This window comes from Actinoplanes sp. NPDC023936 (assembly GCF_040639325.1).
Lineage (GTDB): Bacteria > Actinomycetota > Actinomycetes > Mycobacteriales > Micromonosporaceae > Actinoplanes.
Window position 1 is genome coordinate 31779 of the sequence record NZ_JBEZZR010000024.1, and the last position, 18385, is coordinate 50163.

Annotated in this window: 18 protein-coding genes and 1 tRNA gene; 14 read left to right on the forward strand and 5 right to left on the reverse strand. The window is 69.4% G+C overall.

Annotated elements, in window-relative coordinates:
• Nucleotides 1-4 precede the first annotated feature (4 nt).
• On the forward strand, nt 5-1801 hold the full coding sequence (locus tag AB0F72_RS26975) for an ABC-F family ATP-binding cassette domain-containing protein (RefSeq protein WP_360436376.1): 1797 nt from the start codon (nt 5-7) through the stop codon (nt 1799-1801).
• 82 nt (nt 1802-1883) lie between these two features.
• Entirely contained in the window at nt 1884-2348 is a 465-nt protein-coding gene (locus tag AB0F72_RS26980) for a DUF4383 domain-containing protein (protein ID WP_360436378.1), read from the forward strand.
• Between the two features lie 28 nt (nt 2349-2376).
• Here the strand turns inward: AB0F72_RS26980 and AB0F72_RS26985 are convergent, their stop codons facing one another.
• Nucleotides 2377-2979, reverse strand: a complete 603-nt coding sequence (locus AB0F72_RS26985) for a TetR/AcrR family transcriptional regulator (RefSeq protein ID WP_360436546.1) — start codon at nt 2977-2979, stop codon at nt 2377-2379.
• Between the two features lie 116 nt (nt 2980-3095).
• Here AB0F72_RS26985 and AB0F72_RS26990 point away from each other — a divergent pair, with 116 nt between their 5' ends.
• The 10 genes from AB0F72_RS26990 (at nt 3096) to cysN (ending at nt 13446) form a co-directional block, all read left to right on the forward strand.
• A complete protein-coding gene (locus AB0F72_RS26990) occupies nt 3096-3986 on the forward strand; it encodes a resolvase (protein WP_360436380.1) in 891 nt (296 codons plus the stop codon).
• 17 nt (nt 3987-4003) lie between these two features.
• Nucleotides 4004-4075, forward strand: a tRNA-Gln gene (locus tag AB0F72_RS26995).
• Between the two features lie 80 nt (nt 4076-4155).
• Nucleotides 4156-5598, forward strand: a complete 1443-nt coding sequence (glmU, locus tag AB0F72_RS27000; protein ID WP_360436381.1) for a bifunctional UDP-N-acetylglucosamine diphosphorylase/glucosamine-1-phosphate N-acetyltransferase GlmU — start codon at nt 4156-4158, stop codon at nt 5596-5598.
• Nucleotides 5599-5709: 111 nt separating this feature from the next.
• Nucleotides 5710-6690, forward strand: coding sequence for a ribose-phosphate diphosphokinase (locus AB0F72_RS27005; protein ID WP_014447606.1), 981 nt, complete (start codon nt 5710-5712; stop codon nt 6688-6690).
• A gap of 363 nt (nt 6691-7053) precedes the next feature.
• On the forward strand, nt 7054-7665 hold the full coding sequence (locus AB0F72_RS27010) for a 50S ribosomal protein L25/general stress protein Ctc (RefSeq protein WP_360436383.1): 612 nt from the start codon (nt 7054-7056) through the stop codon (nt 7663-7665).
• 113 nt (nt 7666-7778) lie between these two features.
• Nucleotides 7779-8366, forward strand: coding sequence for an aminoacyl-tRNA hydrolase (pth, locus tag AB0F72_RS27015; protein ID WP_360436385.1), 588 nt, complete (start codon nt 7779-7781; stop codon nt 8364-8366).
• 101 nt (nt 8367-8467) lie between these two features.
• Nucleotides 8468-10237: an exopolysaccharide biosynthesis polyprenyl glycosylphosphotransferase gene (locus AB0F72_RS27020; protein ID WP_360436387.1), complete on the forward strand. Its 1770-nt coding sequence runs from the start codon at nt 8468-8470 to the stop codon at nt 10235-10237.
• Nucleotides 10238-10297: 60 nt separating this feature from the next.
• Complete coding sequence (locus AB0F72_RS27025; protein WP_360436389.1) at nt 10298-11179, forward strand: 3'(2'),5'-bisphosphate nucleotidase CysQ; 882 nt, start codon at nt 10298-10300, stop codon at nt 11177-11179.
• Between the two features lie 57 nt (nt 11180-11236).
• A complete protein-coding gene (gene cysD / locus AB0F72_RS27030; RefSeq protein ID WP_360436391.1) occupies nt 11237-12148 on the forward strand; it encodes a sulfate adenylyltransferase subunit CysD in 912 nt (303 codons plus the stop codon).
• Entirely contained in the window at nt 12148-13446 is a 1299-nt protein-coding gene (gene cysN, locus AB0F72_RS27035) for a sulfate adenylyltransferase subunit CysN (RefSeq protein WP_360436393.1), read from the forward strand. The genes cysD and cysN overlap by 1 nt, the downstream gene beginning before the upstream one ends.
• On the opposite strand, the gene AB0F72_RS27040 is transcribed toward cysN, so the two are convergent.
• From AB0F72_RS27040 to galE, 4 genes are all read right to left on the reverse strand, one after another.
• The gene (locus AB0F72_RS27040) at nt 13430-14245 is read right to left on the reverse strand and encodes an ATP-binding protein (protein ID WP_360436395.1); all 816 of its coding nucleotides are present in this window, start codon (nt 14243-14245) and stop codon (nt 13430-13432) included. The genes cysN and AB0F72_RS27040 overlap by 17 nt on opposite strands.
• A gap of 87 nt (nt 14246-14332) precedes the next feature.
• The gene (locus AB0F72_RS27045) at nt 14333-14548 is read right to left on the reverse strand and encodes a hypothetical protein (protein WP_360436397.1); all 216 of its coding nucleotides are present in this window, start codon (nt 14546-14548) and stop codon (nt 14333-14335) included.
• Nucleotides 14549-14585: 37 nt separating this feature from the next.
• A complete protein-coding gene (gene galK, locus AB0F72_RS27050) occupies nt 14586-15716 on the reverse strand; it encodes a galactokinase (RefSeq protein WP_360436399.1) in 1131 nt (376 codons plus the stop codon).
• Nucleotides 15713-16687, reverse strand: a complete 975-nt coding sequence (gene galE / locus AB0F72_RS27055) for a UDP-glucose 4-epimerase GalE (protein WP_360436401.1) — start codon at nt 16685-16687, stop codon at nt 15713-15715. Before galE ends, galK begins: the two co-directional genes overlap by 4 nt.
• A 133-nt stretch (nt 16688-16820) precedes the next feature.
• Between galE and trpS the strand changes: the two genes are divergently transcribed.
• Complete coding sequence (trpS, locus tag AB0F72_RS27060) at nt 16821-17846, forward strand: tryptophan--tRNA ligase (RefSeq protein WP_360436403.1); 1026 nt, start codon at nt 16821-16823, stop codon at nt 17844-17846.
• Nucleotides 17847-17850: 4 nt separating this feature from the next.
• Nucleotides 17851-18381 carry a 2'-5' RNA ligase family protein gene (locus tag AB0F72_RS27065; protein ID WP_360436405.1) on the forward strand — a complete coding sequence of 177 codons (531 nt, stop codon included), beginning with the start codon at nt 17851-17853 and terminating at the stop codon, nt 18379-18381.
• The last annotated feature ends 4 nt before the right edge of the window (nt 18382-18385 follow it).

Below are 18385 nucleotides of genomic sequence, written 5' to 3' on the forward strand. Positions count from 1 at the left end.
CATCGTGGCCAACATCATCAACCTGGACCGGGTCAACAAGGGTTACGGCGCCGCCGGTCAGCTGCTCACCGACGTTTCTCTCGGCCTGGACGACGATGCCCGCATCGGCATCGTCGGCCTCAACGGCGCGGGCAAGTCCACCCTCCTGCGCCTGATCGCGAAGATCGAGGATCCGGACTCCGGCCGGGTCACCCACCGGCGTGACCTGCGGGTCGCGACGCTGCCGCAGAACCTCGCCCTCGACGCCGACCTCACCGTGCGTGACGTCGTGCTCGGCACCGCCTGGCTCGCCGAGGGCATGGGCGCCGAGCACGAGTGGGCCGGCGACGCCGGGGTCCGCACGATCCTGGACGGGCTCGGCATGGGCTACCTCGGTCTGGACACCCCGGTCGGGCCGATGTCCGGCGGCGAGCGCCGCCGGGTCGCCCTCGCCGCGCTGCTGGTCCGCGACAGCGACCTGCTGATCCTCGACGAGCCCACCAACCACCTCGACGTGGCGGGTGTCGACTGGCTCGCCAAGCACCTGCTCACCCGGCGCGGCGCGCTGCTCGTGGTCACCCACGACCGGTGGTTCCTCGACGAGGTCTGCACCGCGACCTGGGAGGTCGTGGACGAGCAGGTGTACACGTACGAGGGTGGTTACGCCGCCTGGACGCTGGCTCGCGCCGAGCGGCAGCGGGTCGCCGCCTCGATCGAGGCCCGCCGGCAGAACCTGCTCCGCAAGGAGATCGCCTGGCTGCGCCGGGGCCCGCCGGCCCGCACCTCGAAGCCGAAATTCCGGATCGACGCGGCGAACGAGCTGATCGCCGACGTCCCGCCGGTGCGGGACACGGTCAGCCTGCAGCGCCTGGCCACCACCCGGCTCGGCAAGCAGGTCTACGACCTGGAACAGGTCGAGCTCAACGCCGGCCCGAAGCCGATCTTCAAGAACCTCACGTTCCAGGTCGGCCCGGGTGACCGGATCGCCATCCTGGGCGCCAACGGCGCGGGCAAGACGACGCTGCTGCGGTTGCTGGCGGGCGTCACCAAGCCGGACGGCGGGCGTCTGGTCACCGGCTCGACGGTTCGTCCCGCGTTCCTCTCCCAGGAGCTCAAGGAGCTGCCCGGGCACCTGCGCCTGCTGGAGGCGGTGGAGGAGGTCGCCAAGCGGGTGAAACTGGGCGACCGGGAGCTCTCCGCCGGTCAGCTCGCCGAGGTGTTCGGCTTCACCGACAAGCGGATCTGGACGCCGGTCAGCGACCTCTCCGGTGGTGAGCGCCGGCGCCTGCAGATGCTGCGCCTGCTCGCCACCGAGCCGAACGTGCTGCTGCTCGACGAGCCGACGAACGACCTGGACACCGACACCCTGGCCTCGCTGGAGGACCTGCTCGACTCCTGGCCGGGCACGATGGTGGTGGCCAGCCACGACCGTTACCTGGTGGAGCGGGTGACCGACCAGGTCTACGGGATGTTCGGCGACGGTCGCCTCGTGCACCTTCCGGGTGGTATCGACGAATACCTCGACCGGGTGACACAGCCGGGCGCTCCGGCCGTACCCGGGAAGGAACCGCAAGCGGCTCCGGCCGCGACTGGCCTCTCCGCGGGTGAGTTGCGCCAGGCTCGCAAGGATCTTTCCCGGCTGGAACGCCAGATGGACAAGCTGGCCGAGAAGGAATCCAAGATCAACGAAAAGCTGGCCGAGCACGGCAGCGACTACGAGAAGATCGTGGAGTTCGAGGCGCAGCTGAAGGCCGTCCGGGACGAGAAGGACCAGGCCGAGATGGAGTGGCTCGAACTCGCGGAAAAGGTGGGGGATAGCTGATCCGGGGGGTGTGCCTGCGCCCTTGTCACCGATACGCGAGAATCGGTACGACTACACCTGACCTTGGAGACGGACGGACAGTATGGCCTCGCACATTCCGGTCAACCATCCCCTGCGGCCGATCTACCGGGTGGCTGGCTTCATCGCCGGCGCCTACCTCGTGGTCTTCGGCGTCCTGGGCGCGATCCAGACCGCCGGGGAGCCGTTCGCGAACGAGACGGGCATCCGGGTCCTCGGCCAGGAGACCAACATGCTCTCCTCGATCATTCACATCGTGGTCGGCGGCCTGGTGCTGCTCGGCGCGGCGATCGGCAAGAACCTCGACGTCGCGATCGACAAGTACTTGGGCTGGGCGCTGCTGGTGCTCGGCAGCTACGCGCTGGCGACCATCCGCACCGACGCGAACTTCCTGGGCTACAGCATGTCCACCGTGATCGTGACCTACCTGGCCGGCCTGCTGCTGATCACGATCAGCCTGTACAGCAAGGTCGTCCCGGAGTCGCAGGCCGGCGCGCCGCGTCAGGTCCGCGAGGGGCGCACCGCCTGATCGTCCCGTTGACCCCGCAAGGTGCGACTCAGCGCACCTTGCGGGTCAGCAGGCCCGGCTTGGTCTCCAGATGGGACAGGCCGTTCCAGGCCAGGTTGACCAGGTGCGCGGCGACCATCTCCTTCTTCGGCCGCTGCGCCTCCCGCCACCACTGGCCGACCAGCGCCACCATCCCGACCAGCGCCTGTGAGTAGAGCTCGGCGAACTTCGGGTCGATGCCCCGGCTCTTGAACTCGGCGCCGAGGATGTGCTCCACCTGGTGCGCGATGTCGTTCATGACGCTGGAGAAGTTGCCCGAGGCGGAGAGCACCGGCGACTCGCGAACCAGCACCCGGAACCCGTGCGGCTCGTCGTCGATGTAGTCGAGCAGCGCGAGCGCCGCCTGTTCCAGCAGCTCCCGGGGGTGCCCCGCGGTCAACGCCGCGGCGATCCGGTCGAGCAGCGTCCGCACCTCGCGGTCCACGACCACCGCGTACAGGCCTTCCTTGCCGCCGAAGTGCTCGTAGATGACCGGCTTGGACACCTTCGCCCGGGCCGCCACCTCCTCGACGCTCGTGGCGTCGAAGCCGCGCTCGGCGAAGAGCTGGCGTCCTATCGCGATCAGCTGCTCCCGGCGCTGAGCGGCCGGCATCCGGACGCGCGGGGAGCGGTCGGCGCTTTCCGTCTGATCTTTCACCTAGCCATCCTGACAGGAATGGCATGCGGGGGGTCTTGAAGGTGGAGATCGAGGCGGGCCAGAATTGCTGCATGACTACTGAACATGAAGCAGGTAGCGCTATGACCAGCATGCGCGCCGAGGTGCGCCGGCTGCGGGTCGATCCAGGGCTGTCACGCGCGCAGCTGATGAGGATGTTCGGCGTCAGCAACGCGACCCTGACGGACTGGTTACGCGGTGTTGAGCCGCCGGAGTGGACCCGGCGGCCCAACGCGAAAGATCACCTTCGAGACGAAGCGATCAGGCTCCGTACCGATGGTTGGTCTCTCAACGACATCGCGACACGATTGGGTGTCGCGAAGTCGACGGCATTCGCCTGGGTTGGGCACATTCCGCTCGATCCCGACAGTGCCCGCGCCAGGGAAAAGCGAGAACTGGCGAAGAAGCGGACCGCGGGGAGATGGGACGAGTTCAGGGCGGATCGCGATCGGCGTCAGGCTGAGGTGTGGGAGCAGGCGGCAGGTGATGTCGATGCTCTCTCGGATCGGGACGTGCTGCTGTTGGGAGCCGTGGCTTACTGGTGCGAGGGCAGTAAGTCGAAGCCGTGGGCGAGGGATGACCGCTTGACATTCATCAACAGCGACCCGGGGCTTTGTGGCCTCTTCCTGCGTTTTCTCCAGTTGGGGGGATATGGTGCCGACGATCTGAAGTATCGCTTGAGCATCCATGAGACCGCCGACGCTGACAAAGCCACCGAATGGTGGTCGACGCGGCTGGGTCTTCCGCGAGATCGGTTCCGCCGTCCGACGATCAAGAAGCATGTCCCCCGCACCCGCCGGGCCAACACCGGCGATGACTACCACGGGTGTTTGATCATCGAGGCTCCACGGTCCCGCTTGCTGTACTGGCGGATGGAGGGTGTGATGCAGGCGGTCGCCCGAGAGGCTTCGTCCGCTTTCCCGGTACCAGGAGAGGGACGCTAGGCTGTCTCCAGCACTATTCGGCCGTGGTGTAATTGGCAACACTCTTGGTTTTGGTCCAAGCTTTCCGGGTTCGAGTCCTGGCGGCCGAGCAATTTCTGTGGTATGTGCCCAAGGCTGGGGTGGGATGCCGTCCCAGCGCGACGCCACCGCAATCTAATGGAGTTCACGCGTGAGCCAGGCCCCCAGCCGTACCGTTGTCGTCCTCGCCGCTGGTGAGGGGAAGCGGATGAAGTCCGCGACGCCCAAGGTTCTTCAGCCGCTGCTCGGGCGCACCCTGCTGGGGCACGTCCTGGCCGTCGCGTCCGCGATCCGCACCGATCGCACGCTCGTCGTCGTCGGGCACAAGGCCGACCAGGTCGGCGCGTTCCTCGCCGAGGCCGCGCCGGAGGCCACCCCGGTCCTGCAGGCCGAGCAGAACGGCACCGGCCACGCCGTGCGGATCGCCCTCGACGCGGCGCCCGAGCTGACCGGCACCGTGGTGGTGCTCAGCGGCGACGTGCCGCTGCTGCGCCCGGAGACGGTCGAGGCGCTGCTCGCCACCCACGAGCGGGCCGGCGCCGCGGCGACCGTGCTGGGCGCCGAGGTCACCGACCCGACCGGTCTCGGCCGGCTCGTGCGGGACGCGGACGGCAACCTGGAGCGGATCGTCGAGCAGAAGGACGCCACCGACGAGCAGCGGCGGATCCGGGAGATCAACTCCGGGATCTACGCGTTCGACGCGGTGCTGCTGCGGGAGGCGCTGGGCAAGCTGTCGACCGACAACGCGCAGGGCGAGGAGTACCTCACCGACGTCTTCGGGATCCTGGCCGGCCAGGGTCACCCGGTCGCGGTCGAGATCGCCGAGTTCGCGTACGAGACGCTCGGCTGCAACGACCGGGCCGAGCTCTCCCGGCTGCGGGTGCTGATGCGCGATCGGGTGAACGAGGCCTGGATGCGTTCCGGCGTGCTGCTGCTGGACCCGGCGACCACCTGGATCGACGTGACAGCGACCCTGGCGCCGGACGCCGTGGTCGACCAGAACTCGCAGATCTCCGGCACCACGTCGGTGGCGACCGGCGCGGTGATCGGCCCGGACACCACGCTGGTGGACACGGTGGTCGCCGAGGGCGCCACGGTGCTGCGGACGCACGCGATCGGCGCGGAGATCGGGCCGGCGGCGACCGTGGGGCCGTACTCCTACCTGCGGCCGGGCACCCGGCTGGGGCGCAAGTCGAAGGTCGGCGGTTTCGTCGAGACCAAGAACGCCGAGCTGGGCGACGGCGCGAAGGTGCCGCACCTGTCGTACGTGGGTGACGCGTCGATCGGCGCGAGCGCCAACATCGGCGCCGGCACGATCTTCGCGAACTACGACGGGGTCAAGAAGAGCCGGACCACGGTCGGCGAGGCCGCGTTCGTCGGCTCGGACACGGTGCTCATCGCGCCGGTGACGGTCGGCCCCGGCGCGTACGTGGCGGCCGGCAGCGCGATCGCCAAGGATGTTCCGGCGGGTGCCCTCGGTGTGACCCGCGCGCAGCAGCGCAACGTGGAAGGCTGGACCGAGCGCCGCCGTCCCGGGACGGTGTCCGCGAAAGCCGCGGCGCGGGCTGCGGATATCACCCCTGAGCAGGACTGATCCAGCGGGGGTGAGCCATCCCACCCGGCGGCCGTGAAACGTGGCGGTTACGTTCTCGCAAGGGATACTTCACTGCGAACCCACCCCCTAATCAACGGGAGCAGCGAGCCGATGGGCAGCATCGTCGCCGAGAACCGTAAGAGTTTGATGCTCTTCTCCGGCCGGGGATTCCCGGAACTGGCGGAGGAGATCGGACAGGTGCTCGGCGTCGCGCCGACGCCGTCGGACTCGTACGAGTTCGCCAATGGTGAGATCTTCGTCCGGTTCAAGGATTCGGTTCGCGGGTCCGACGCCTTCGTGGTCCAGTCGGTCACCGAGGGCGTGAACCGCTGGGTCATGGAGACGCTGATCATGATCGACGCGTTGAAGCGTGGGTCGGCGAAGCGGATCACCGTGGTCCTGCCGTTCTACCCGTACTCGCGGCAGGACAAGAAGCACCGCGGCCGGGAGCCGATCTCCGCGCGCCTGGTGGCGGACCTGCTGAAGACCGCCGGCGCGAACCGGATCCTCACTGTCGACCTGCACACCGCGCAGATCCAGGGCTTCTTCGACGGCCCGGTGGACCACCTGTTCGCGATGGACATCCTGGCCGACTACGTGCAGAAGAAGTTCGCCGGCCGCCCGATGACAGTGGTGGCGCCGGACTCCGGCCGGGTGCGGGTCGCCGAGCGGTGGACCGACCGGCTGGGCGGCTGCCCGCTGGCCTTCATCCACAAGACCCGTGACCCGCTGAAGCCGAACCAGGTGGTGGCGAACCGCGTGGTCGGCGAGGTCGAGGGCCGGGTCTGCCTGATCGTCGACGACATGATCGACACCGGCGGGACGATCACCAAGGCGGCGGACATCCTCTTCGAGGAGGGCGCGGCCGACGTGATCGTGGCGTCCACCCACGCGCTGCTCTCCGACCCGGCGACCGAGCGGCTGAAGAACAGCCGGATCAGCGAGCTGGTGGTGACGAACACGCTGCCGCTCTCGCCGGAGAAGCGGCTCGACAAGATCACTGTGTTGTCGATCGCCCCGCTGCTGGCCCGCGCGATCCGTGAGGTGTTCGACGACGGCTCGGTGACCACTTTGTTCGGTGGCCTCAGCTGATCCGGTGGTAACGGAGAACGCCCGTCTGTGACGGGCGTTTTCTCATGTGGCGCGAGTTGCCGCGACAGGGTGCTTTTTACGCAGACGCCGCCAGCAGAGGCGGACCCGCCGACCGGTGCGCGATCGTGGCAGGTAAGCTAGTGCGGTTGCCACGGCGAGGGTGCCTCGTGGTCTGCTGGGGTTTCGCAGTCCACTCGAGGTGCCGTCATCGACGCGGTGCTCCGGGCCTGTGCCCAGCGCGCCTTCGCCCGGCAGCGCCGACGACGGTCCCAGCGCCGTCGGCGGCCACACCGCACGTCCTGCCGGATACCGCAGCCGCAGACTTAGACGCAGCCCGCATCGAGAAGTTTCAGGAGTTTCCCCGTGTCCGAGGTAAAGATCAGCGCCGAGCCCCGTACCGAGTTCGGCAAGGGTGGTGCCCGCCGCACGCGCCGGGCCGGCCTGGTGCCAGCCGTTCTCTACGGCCACGGCGAGAAGCCGCAGCACATCGCGCTGCCCGCCCGTGAGTTCGCCGCCGCCATCCGGCACGGTGGGCTCAACCAGATTTTCACGATCGACATCGCGGGCAACGCCGCCGCGACGCTGGCCCTGCCGAAGGCGATCCAGCGTGACCCGATCAAGGACACCTACGAGCACATCGACCTGCTCATCGTGAAGCGCGGCGAGAAGATCCAGGTGGACATCCCGGTGACCCTGGTCGGCGAGGCCGCCAAGAACACCCTGATCGTGCACGAGTCGAACACCGTCTCGGTGGTCGCCGAGGCGCTGCACCTGCCGTCCGAGCTGGAGCTCTCGATCGAGGGTCTCGAGGCCGGCGCGCGGCTCACCGCCGGCGACGTGAAGCTGCCGCAGGGCACCGAGCTCGCGGTCGAGGCCGACCTGGTGCTCGCGATGATCACCGCGGCCCAGAGCACCACCCAGGCCGAGGACGACGCGGCCGCCGCCGAGGCGGAGGGCGAGAGCGCCGCGGAGTAAGTCTGACGCGCGCAGCGGTAAGCCAGGAATCAGGGAAAGTGCCACGGCACTTTCCCTGATTCGTATCTGCCCCTGATTCGTATGGTGCCCTGATCAGTAAGTGGAGGGTCGAAGTGAGCGACGACGCACCCTGGCTGGTGGTCGGCCTGGGGAACCCCGGCAAGGAGTACGCGGGCAACCGGCACAACGTCGGATTCATGGTCGCCGACCTGCTGGCGTCCCGGATCGGCGGCAAGTTCGGCCGGGCGAAGCGGGCGCAGGGCGAGATGGCCGAGGGCCGTCTGGGCATGGGTGGCCCGAAACTGGTCATCCTGAAGCCGCTGACCTATATGAACCTGTCAGGTGCTCCGGTGGTGGCGTTGTCGCAGTTCTTCAAAGTCCCCGTGGCGAATGTGATCGCGGTGCATGATGAGCTGGATGTGCCGTTCGGACAGGTGCGTGCCAAGCGGGGCGGTGGCGAGGGCGGTCACAATGGACTGCGCTCGATGTCGAAATCGCTGGCGACCAAGGAGTACGCGCGGGTGCGTTTCGGGATCGGGAGGCCGCCGGGCCGGCAGGATCCGGCCGACTACGTGCTCTCCGACTTCTCCGGTGCGGAGCGCAAGGAGTTGGACTTCCTGGTGGACCGGGCAGCCGACGTCACCGAGGCGATCGTTCTCGAGGGCGTCGAGTGGGCGCAGAACAAGTACCACGGAAGCTGACACTCTGGCGATTTGTCCGCCTTGTCATACCGTGACGCGTTCCGCCATCCGTCCGTTGGTCACACGGGTGCACGCATCGGGTGACGGGGGGTCGGCGGAAGATGTCTCAGGACGTGTCGTCGACCGAGTGCGCCGCACCGAAGAATCCCGACACCGAGCCTGCCGCTCCGAAGAACCCCGACACCGAGCCCGCGGCGCCGAAGAACCCCAACGCGGGACCGTGGAGCCGGATCCCGGTGCCGGGGGCGCCGCTCAGCCCGCCCCCGGCCGGAGCCGAGGCGCGGGCCGCTGACAACAAACGGGCCGCTGACAACAAATCAGAGGCGCGGGTCCCTGACAGCGCGTCCGAGGCCCGGGCCCGTAACAACGCGATCGAGCGACACTGGTCGGACCGGCCCAATCGCTCCCAGGCGACCCGCCCGGCCAGCCGGCCGTTCGTCCGCAACCGCGGCCGGCACGCCGCGATGTCCCGGCGTCAGCTCTGGGAGCGCCGGTACGTCTGGTCGCTCGTCGTCTCCGACCTGACCGCCGGGGTGGCCGCCGGCGTGGCGACGTTCATGGTCCGCTTCGGGGACGCGGTGACGCAGTACAACCGCGCCTACACCTTCTTCTCCGCGCTGCTGCCGGTCCTGCTCCTGCTGGTGCTCGCGGTCTCCCGGGCGTACGAGCGGCGCTATCTGTTCGTCGGCAGCGACGAGTACCAGCGGGTGCTCCGGGGCGGTGTCGGGCTGATCGCGGGAGCGGCCGTCGTCTCGTACGCGCTGAGCCTGGATCTCGCCCGGTCCTACGTGCTCGTCGCGCTGCCGGGGGCCATCGCGGCCGTCGTCGTGCTCCGGTTCCTGCTGCGCAAGCGGCTGCACCTGGCCCGCAGCCGCGGCGAGAACCTCCGCCGGGTGATCGTTGTCGGACATGAGCTATCAGTGATCGGAATCACCCGGCAGTTGCGCCGGGAGCGGTACCACGGCCTCGAGGTGGTCGGCGCCTGCCTGCCGCCGGACGCCGACGGGATCGGCGTCGCCGGTCTGACCGTCTACGGCACGTTCGACGAGGTGGCGAGCGCGGTCGAGCAGGCCGACGCGGACACCGTGGTGGTGCTCAGCTGCCCCGAACTGGACGGCGCCGCGGTGCGCCGGCTGGCCTGGCAGCTGGAGCGTGACGAGGTCGATCTCGTGGTGGCCAGCGCGCTGGTCGATGTGGCCGGTGCGCGGACCACGATTCGCCCGTTCGATGGACTTCCCATGCTGCACGTCGAACATCCCCGGCTGCACGGCGGATCGCGCCTGGTCAAGGACGTGTTCGATCGTTTAGGTGCGCTGGCCTTGCTGATCGTTGCCGGTCCGGTGCTGCTGGGCGTGGCGCTCTGCGTGGGACTCACGTCACGTGGCCCGGTACTCTTTCGCCAAGTGCGCGTGGGACGTGACGGCCGAGAATTCCGGATCTTCAAGTTCCGCAGCATGTACCTCGACGCCGAGGCTCGCCTGGGCGAACTGAGGCATCTCAACGAGCACGACGGTGTGCTCTTCAAAATGCGCGACGATCCGCGGGTCACCCCGGTCGGTCGGTGGCTGCGCCGGTTCTCGCTCGACGAGCTCCCGCAGTTGCTGAACGTCCTGCTGGGGCAGATGTCGCTGGTCGGCCCGCGGCCCCCGCTTCCGATGGAGGTCGCCGCTTACGCCGACGACGTGCGGCGGCGGCTGGCGGTCAAGCCCGGCATGACCGGTCTGTGGCAGGTGTCCGGGCGCTCGGACCTCTCCTGGGAGGAGGCGGTCCGACTCGACCTGCGCTATGTCGAGAACTGGTCCCTGAGCCTCGATCTGGTGATCCTGCTCAGGACCGTGACCGCGGTGGTGCGGTCGTCCGGGGCGTACTGAGTCCGGGCCTGCTCGCCGAGCAGGGCCGGCACTGGGCGAAAGCCGAGGAGGAGCGAGACGATGGGCGAGCAGACGAAGACGTCGGCACGCATTGCGGGGCCGAGGGACGCCGGCGAGGGCGGCTCGCCGCCGGTCATCGACGCGGCTTTCGCCCGCTGGCTCGCGGACCGCGCCGGCCAGGAGCTTCTCCGGGTCCGTGCCGAGATCGGGTACGCGGATCCGAAAGCCCTCAAGGCCGCCGGTGACCAGGCCGCGCACGATCTGCTGAAAACCGAGCTCGCCCGCTGGCGGCCCGCCGACGCCGTCCTCTCCGAGGAGGACGAGCACTCCCGGGTGGCCTGGCAGGAGGGTGTCGCCCGGCCGGACCGCCTGGGCGCCTCGCGGGTCTGGATCGTGGACCCGCTGGACGGCACCCGGGAGTTCTCCGAGGAGGGCCGCACCGACTGGGCCGTGCACGTGGCGCTCTGGACCGCCGACTCGTCCAATCCGGCCTGCCTGGCGTCCGGCGCGGTGGCGATGCCGGCCCAGCACCGGACGTTCGCGACGGACAAGCCCCCGGCGTACCCGCCGATGCCGCTGGAGTCGGCGACCGGCGGCGCGATCCGGATCGCGGCCAGCCGGACCCGGCCGCCCGCGTTCGTGACAGCCCTCGCCGAGGAGATCGGCGCCGAGCTGGTCCCGATGGGCTCGGCCGGTGTGAAGATCGCCGCGGTGATCAGCGGTGAGGCCGACGCGTACGTGCACGCCGGCGGCCAGTACGAGTGGGACTCGGCCGCGCCGGTCGCTGTGGCCCTCGCCACCGGCCTGCACGCGTCCCGCATCGACGGCACCCCGCTGGCCTACAACCAGGGCGACCCGAAGTTACCTGACCTGGTCGTTTGTCGTAAGGATCTCGCTCCTCGGTTGCTTGCTGCGTTGCAGAAGCATCTTCCGACACAATGACGAGTCGGCACCAAACAAGCAGGGTGAACACCGGAGAAAGGTCTGGGGACTGAGCCCATGAGCCAGACGAAGCCCTACCGCGTCTCTCATCTGGATGCGCTCGAAGCCGAGAGCATCTTCATCATGCGGGAGGTGATGGCCGAGTTCGAGCGCCCAGCGCTGCTCTTCTCCGGCGGCAAGGACTCGATCGTGATGCTCCGCCTCGCGGAGAAGGCGTTCGCCCCCGGGCGGATCCCGTTCCCGGTCATGCACGTCGACACCGGCCACAACTTCCCCGAGGTCCTGGAGTACCGGGACCGGCGGGTGGCCACGCTCGGCCTGAACCTGGTGATCGCCAGCGTGCAGGAGGCGATCGACACCGGCCTGGTCCGCGAGCTGCCGGACGGCACCCGCAACCGGATCCAGACTCCGGTGCTGCTGGCCGCCCAGGAGAAGTACCGCTTCGACGCGCTCTTCGGCGGCGCCCGCCGTGACGAGGAGAAGGCGCGGGCCAAGGAGCGGATGTTCAGCTTCCGCGACGACTTCGGCCAGTGGGACCCGAAGAACCAGCGGCCCGAGCTCTGGTCGCTCTACAACGGGCGGCACCACCCCGGCGAGTCGATCCGGGTGTTCCCGCTCTCCAACTGGACCGAGCTGGACGTCTGGCACTACATCGCCAAGGAGCAGATCCCGCTGCCGAGCATCTATTACGCGCACGACCGCGAGGTCGTCGAGCGCAACGGGATGTTCTACGCGGTCAACGAGTTCATCCGGCTCCGCGACGGCGAGACCTCCGAGGTGCGCCGGGTGCGCTACCGCACGGTCGGCGACGCCTCGCAGACCGCCGCGGTGCTCTCCGAGGCGGACACCGTCGAGAAGGTGATCGACGAGGTCGCCGCCACCCGGATCACCGAGCGCGGCGCCACCCGCGGCGACGACCGGGTGTCCGAGGCCGCGATGGAAGACCGTAAGCGAGAGGGTTACTTCTGATGAGCCAGGCAGTTCTCGAGCCGGAAGCCGCCGCCGGGCGTGGCATGGACCTGCTGAGGTTCGCCACCGCCGGAAGCGTGGACGACGGCAAGTCGACGCTCATCGGGCGGCTGCTGTTCGACACCAAGACGATCTTCGAGGACCAGCTCGAGGCCGTGGAGAGCGCCAGCGCGTCGCGCGGCGACGAGTACACGAACCTCGCGCTGCTCACCGACGGCCTGCGGGCCGAGCGGGAGCAGGGCATCACGATCGACGTGGCGTACCGGTACTTCGCCACCCCGCGCCGCAAGTTCATCATCGCGGACACCCCGGGGCACATCCAGTACACCCGGAACATGGTCACCGGCGCCTCCACGGCCGACCTGGCGCTGATCCTGGTCGACGCCCGCAAGGGCCTGGTCGAGCAGTCCCGCCGCCACGCGTTCCTGACCAGCCTGCTGCGGGTGCCGCACCTGGTGCTCTGCGTGAACAAGATGGACCTGGTCGACTGGGACAAGGAGGTCTACGACCGGATCGCCGACGAGTTCACCTCGTTCGCCGCGAAGCTGGACGCCCCGGACCTGACGATCATCCCGATCTCGGCGCTCAACGGCGACAACATCGCCTCCCGGTCGGACAAGAGCCCGTGGTACGAGGGCCCGTCCCTGCTGCACCACCTGGAGCACGTGCACATCGCCAGCGACCGCAACCTGGTCGACGTCCGGTTCCCGGTGCAGTTCGTGATCCGCCCGCAGTCCACCACCGTGACCGACTACCGGGGTTACGCCGGTCAGGTCGCCTCCGGCATCCTCAAGCCCGGCGACGACGTGCTCGTCCTGCCGTCCGGCCTGACCAGCAAGATCGCGTCGATCGACACCGCCGACGGGCCGGTCGAGGAGGCCTTCCCGCCGATGTCGGTGACGGTCCGGCTGACCGACGAGATCGACATCTCGCGCGGTGACATGATCTGCCGGCCGAACAACGCGCCGGCCGTCGCGCAGGACATCGAGGCGATGATCTGCTGGATGGACGAGTCGGCGCCGCTGCGCGTCGGCGGGAAGTACACGATCAAGCACACCACCCGGACCGCGCGGACCGTGATCCGCGGCGTGCAGTACCGGCTGGACGTGAACACGCTGCACCGGGACGAGTCGGCCGGTGAGCTCGCGCTCAACGAGATCGGCCGGATCAAGCTGCGGACCACCGTGCCGCTGCTGGCGGACGAGTACCGCCGCAACCGGACGACCGGTGGCTTCATCCTGATCGACGAGGGCACCAACCGTACGGTCGGCGCCGGCATGATCATCGAAGCCCGATAAGCGGGCTGCGTACCGTCGCCCAGACGATCTTGCCGTTCTCCGCGGGCACCGCGCCCCAGGAGGCGGCCGTCTGATCCACCGTCCGCAGGCCCCGGCCCCGCTCGTCGAGCGGCAGGTCGGGGCGCGGGCGGGCCGGGCTCGACAACAGCCGCGGCAGCGCCGGATCGCCGTCGGCCACCGCCAGATGCAGGCCCGAGCCGCGCCGGGTCACCACCACGTGGATCTCCGTGCCGGCGTGCTCGACCGCGTTCGTCACCAGCTCGGACATCACCAGCCGGCTCGGGTGCAGCAGACGCGCCAGTCCCCAGGACAGGCAGGCGTCACTGACCAGGTTGCGCGCGGCGCTCGGCGCGTCGGTGTCCGGCGTCAGCGTGGCCGTGAGCCGCTCGCTGCCGGGGATCCGGCCGGCCAGCGCCACCCGGGCCTGCCGCACCTTCGCGTACACCGGCAGGAACCGGCCCACTCCCAGGCCCTGCATGCGGTCCGCCAGCGGCAGGTCGGGCGGCACGCAGAGCGCCACCGGCACGGGCGGGATCAGGGCCGCGGCGGCGTGCTGAGCGGTGACCCAGGTCGGTGCGCTCTCGCTACGCGGGTCGAGCAGGCCGGTGAGGTCCACGATCAGCGCGTCCGGATGCTCGGTGAAGCATCGGCGCAGTGTCACCGAGGCGGTGAGCCGGAGCTTGTCGTCCCAGGGGCCACGGACAGTGAGAAGAGAGACGGCGGCGTCCGCCGCGGCGTCCAGGCGGATCGAAACACCGGGCTCGATGTCATCGGAGAGATACGGTGGGCTGACCCCCATGCCGCTCACGATAGACGCGTGGCTGCCGCCCGGCCCCTGGTCTCGCTCCTGTGGGTGATCGGCTGAAAGGCCTACCCCACCCCCTGATCAGTGGCGGTGCCGGCCCTCGTCGTCGGTCATCTCGTCGATCGCCTCGGTGATCGCGCCGGTGATGTCACCGGACGGCACGGCGATCGCCTCCACCTCGTCGTGCAGCCGGGACTCGGAGGTGCGCTCCGGCTCGGGCGCGGTGGCCCCGCCGGCGAAGCCGAACTCGTTCGGCTCGTTGGTCTTGACGTTGCGGTCCTGCGGTTCGCTGGTCATGGAGGCGCCATACCCACCGCAGGACCTCGTAAAGCCTCTAGATCCTGGTCGCGCCCGGCCCGGCCACCGCGACCCAGCTGGCCGGAGCGGTGAAGCCGTGCTTCTCGTACGCGGCGGCGACCGCCGCGGCGGTGGCGTCGGCCCGGTCCGCGTCGATCAGGGCGAGCACGCAGCCGCCGAAGCCGCCGCCGGTCATCCGGGCGCCGTACGCGCCGGCGTCCAGCGCGGCCTCCACCGCCACGTCCACCTGGGCCACGGTGATCTCGAAGTCGTCCCGCATCGAGGCGTGCGAGGCGGTCAGCAGCGGGCCGATCTCCCGGACCCGGCCGTCGCGCAGCAGGGCGACGGTGTCCAGGACACGCTGGTTCTCCGTGACGATGTGCCGGGTCCGGCGGACCAGCACGTCGTCGCCGAGGCGATCGAGCGCGGCCGGCAGGTCGGCGGTGGCGACGTCGCGCAGGGCCGGCACGCCCAGCAGGGCCGCAGCCTCCTCGCAGCTCTTGCGGCGTGCGCCGTACTCGCCGTCGACGTGCTGGTGCGGCGCGTTGCTGTTGATCACCAGGATGGCCAGCCCCTCGGCGGCCAGGTCGAACGGGATCTGCTCGACCTCGTACGACCGGCAGTCCAGGAACAGCGCCTTGCCGTCCTGGCAGCGGATCGAGGCCGACTGGTCCATGATCCCGGTGGGCGCTCCGACGTACACGTTCTCGGCGCGCTGGGCGATCGCCGGGCGTTTCTCCACCGGCAGGTCCAGGCCACCGAGGTCGACCAGCGCGGTGAGCACCGCCGATTCCAGAGCGGCGGAGGAGGAGAGACCGGAGCCGAGCGGCACGTCCGAGTCGATCGCGATGCGCACCGGCGGGACCTCGAAGCCGGCCTCCTGGAGCGCCCAGACCACGCCGGCGACGTAGGCGCCCCAGCCGGTGACCTCGGAACGGGCCGGCTTCCCGAAGCTGACCGGCTCGTTGATGAGCGTGGAGCAGACGTGCCAGCGCCCGTCCGGTGACGGACCGACCGCCGCGACGGTCCGCTGCGGCAGGGCGAAGGGGAGCACGAAGCCGTCGTTGTAGTCGGTGTGCTCGCCGATCAGGTTGACCCGGCCGGGAGCGGCCCAGAGGCCGGCCGGCTCGGCGCCGTAGGCCGCCGTGAAGACCTCCGTGACGCTCATGCCACGTGCTTCCGGTAGAAGGTCCAGGCGTCGCCGATCATCGCCTGCAGGGTGTTCTTCCGCGGCACCCAGCCGAGCTCGGTGCGGGCGCGCTCGGAGGAGGCGACCAGCGTCGCCGGGTCGCCGTCGCGGCGCGGGGCGATCTCCACCGGGATCGCCGCGCCGGTGACCTCGCGGGCGGCCTCGACGACCTGCTTGTTGGAGAAGCCGTTGCCGTTGCCCAGGTTGTAGATCTTGTGCTCGCCGGCCACCGTCGCGTCCAGCGCCAGCAGGTGGGCCCGGGCCAGGTCCTCGACGTGGATGTAGTCGCGCACGCAGGTGCCGTCGATGGTGGGGTAGTCGTCACCGAAGAGCTGCAGCTTCTCCCGCTTGCCGGCGGCGGCCTGCAGGGTGATCGGGATGAGGTGGGTCTCCGGGTCGTGCCGCTCGCCGATCTCGTGGCCGTCGTTGATGTACGCCCCGGCCACGTTGAAGTAGCGCAGCGAGACGGCGGCCAGGCCGTGTGCGAACGTCTCCGAGGTCAGCGCCAGGTCGAAGGTGAGCTTCGTCGACCCGTACGTGCTGGTGGGGGCCTTGATCGAGGCCTCGGTGATGGGCAGCTCGACCGGGTTGCCGTAGACCGCCGCGGTGGACGAGAAGATCACCCGGGGCACCTTGGCGGCGCGGATCGCGTCCAGCAGGGCGAGCGACTTCACCACGTTCTCGTGCCAGTACAGCTCCGGCTTGGCCATCGACTCGCCGGCCGCGATCAGCCCGGCGAAGTGCAGCACCGCGTCGAAACCGGCGTCCGGGGTGAGGACCTGCGCGGCGTCGGCGATGTCGGCCTCGACGAAGGTGGCGTCCGGGGCGACGGCCGCACGGAAGCCGGTGCGAAGGTTGTCGAGGACGACCACCTCGTGGCCGGCGTCCAGCAGTAGCCTGCTGGTCACGCTGCCGACGTAGCCGGCGCCGCCGGTGACGAGCAGTTTCATTGCTCAGACCCTTTCGCTAGTGAAGACGATCATAGAATCCTCCACAAACGCTCATAAGTCAACAGGTTCGAACATCGGCGCGATCCGGTGGGGGATTCGCGGTTACCGGGGAGAGGCTGACACAATGGCGGCCATGTCCGACGTTGCCCGCCGCCCGCGTGTGCTTTCCGGCATTCAGCCGACCGCCGACTCCTTCCACCTCGGCAACTATCTGGGCGCCGTGCGCAACTGGGTGGCGATGCAGAACACGCATGATGCCTTCTACTGCGTGGTCGACCTGCACGCGATCACCATGGGGCACGACCCGGTGGCTCTGCGCAACCGTACTCGCGTCTCGGTGGCGCAGCTGCTCGCGCTCGGCCTGGACCCGGAGCTCTGCACGCTGTTCGTGCAGTCGCACGTCCCCGAGCACGCGCAGCTCGGCTGGGTGCTCAGCTGCATCACCGGTTTCGGTGAGGCCAGCCGGATGGTCCAGTTCAAGGACAAGTCGGCGAAAGCCGGTCAGGACAGCACCTCCGTCGGCCTCTTCACGTACCCGATCCTGCAGGCCGCGGACATCCTGCTCTACCAGGCCGACCAGGTCCCGGTCGGCGAGGACCAGCGGCAGCACCTCGAGCTCACCCGGGACCTGGCGCAGCGGTTCAACTCGCGGTTCGGGAAGACCTTCACCACGCCGTCGGCGTACATCGTGAAGGACACCGCGAAGATCACCGACCTGCAGGACCCGGCGATCAAGATGTCCAAGTCGGCCTCGTCGCCGAACGGCATCATCGAGCTGCTGGACGACCCGGCGCGCTCGGCCAAGAAGATCAAGTCGGCGGTCACCGACACCGGGCGCGAGATCCTCTTCGACGAGGAGAACAAGCCCGGCGTCAGCAACCTGCTCACCATCTACGCGGCGCTCACCGGCCGGGCCATCGACGACCTTCTCGAGGGGTACGAGGGACGCGGCTACGGCGATCTGAAGAAGGACCTGGCCGAGGTGCTGGTCGAGTTCGTCAAGCCGATCCAGGAGCGCACCAAGGCGTACCTGGACGACCCGGCCCACCTCGACAAGATCCTCGCGATCGGCGCGGAGAAGGCCCGGGCCGTCTCGGCGGCCACGCTGGCCCGGGCGTACAAGAATGTGGGTTTCGTAGCCCCGGCCCGCGGAGCCTGACCCGGTGTCCGACCCGGCACTCACGCGCATCGGCGTGGCGATCGACATCCCGGAACCGTGGGGCGCGCTGCTGACCCGGCGGCGCGCCGAGGCGGGCGACCCGCAGGCGGCCTACACGCCGGCACACGTCACGCTCCTCGGTCCGACCGAGGTGGCCGGCGACGCGCTGCCCGCGGTGGAGAAGCACCTGGAGGCGATCGCCGCCGCCCAGCCGCCGTTCACCATCCACCTGCGTGGCACCGGCACGTTCCGGCCGATCACCGAGGTGGTTTTCGTGACGCTGGCGAAGGGCATCAGTGAGTGTGAGCTGCTGGCCGAGGCGATCACACGCTCGGAGGACGTGCGGCGGGACACCCGGTTCCCGTACCACCCGCATGTCACGGTGGCGCAGGACGTCTCGCCGGAGGCGCTGGACGCCGTCTTCGAGGAACTGGCCGGATTCTCCGCGAGTTTCGAGGTCACCTCGTTCACGCTTTTCTCGCACGGCGGCGAGGGACCTTGGCGGCCACGGCGGGACTTCCCACTGGGGCGTTGACAAC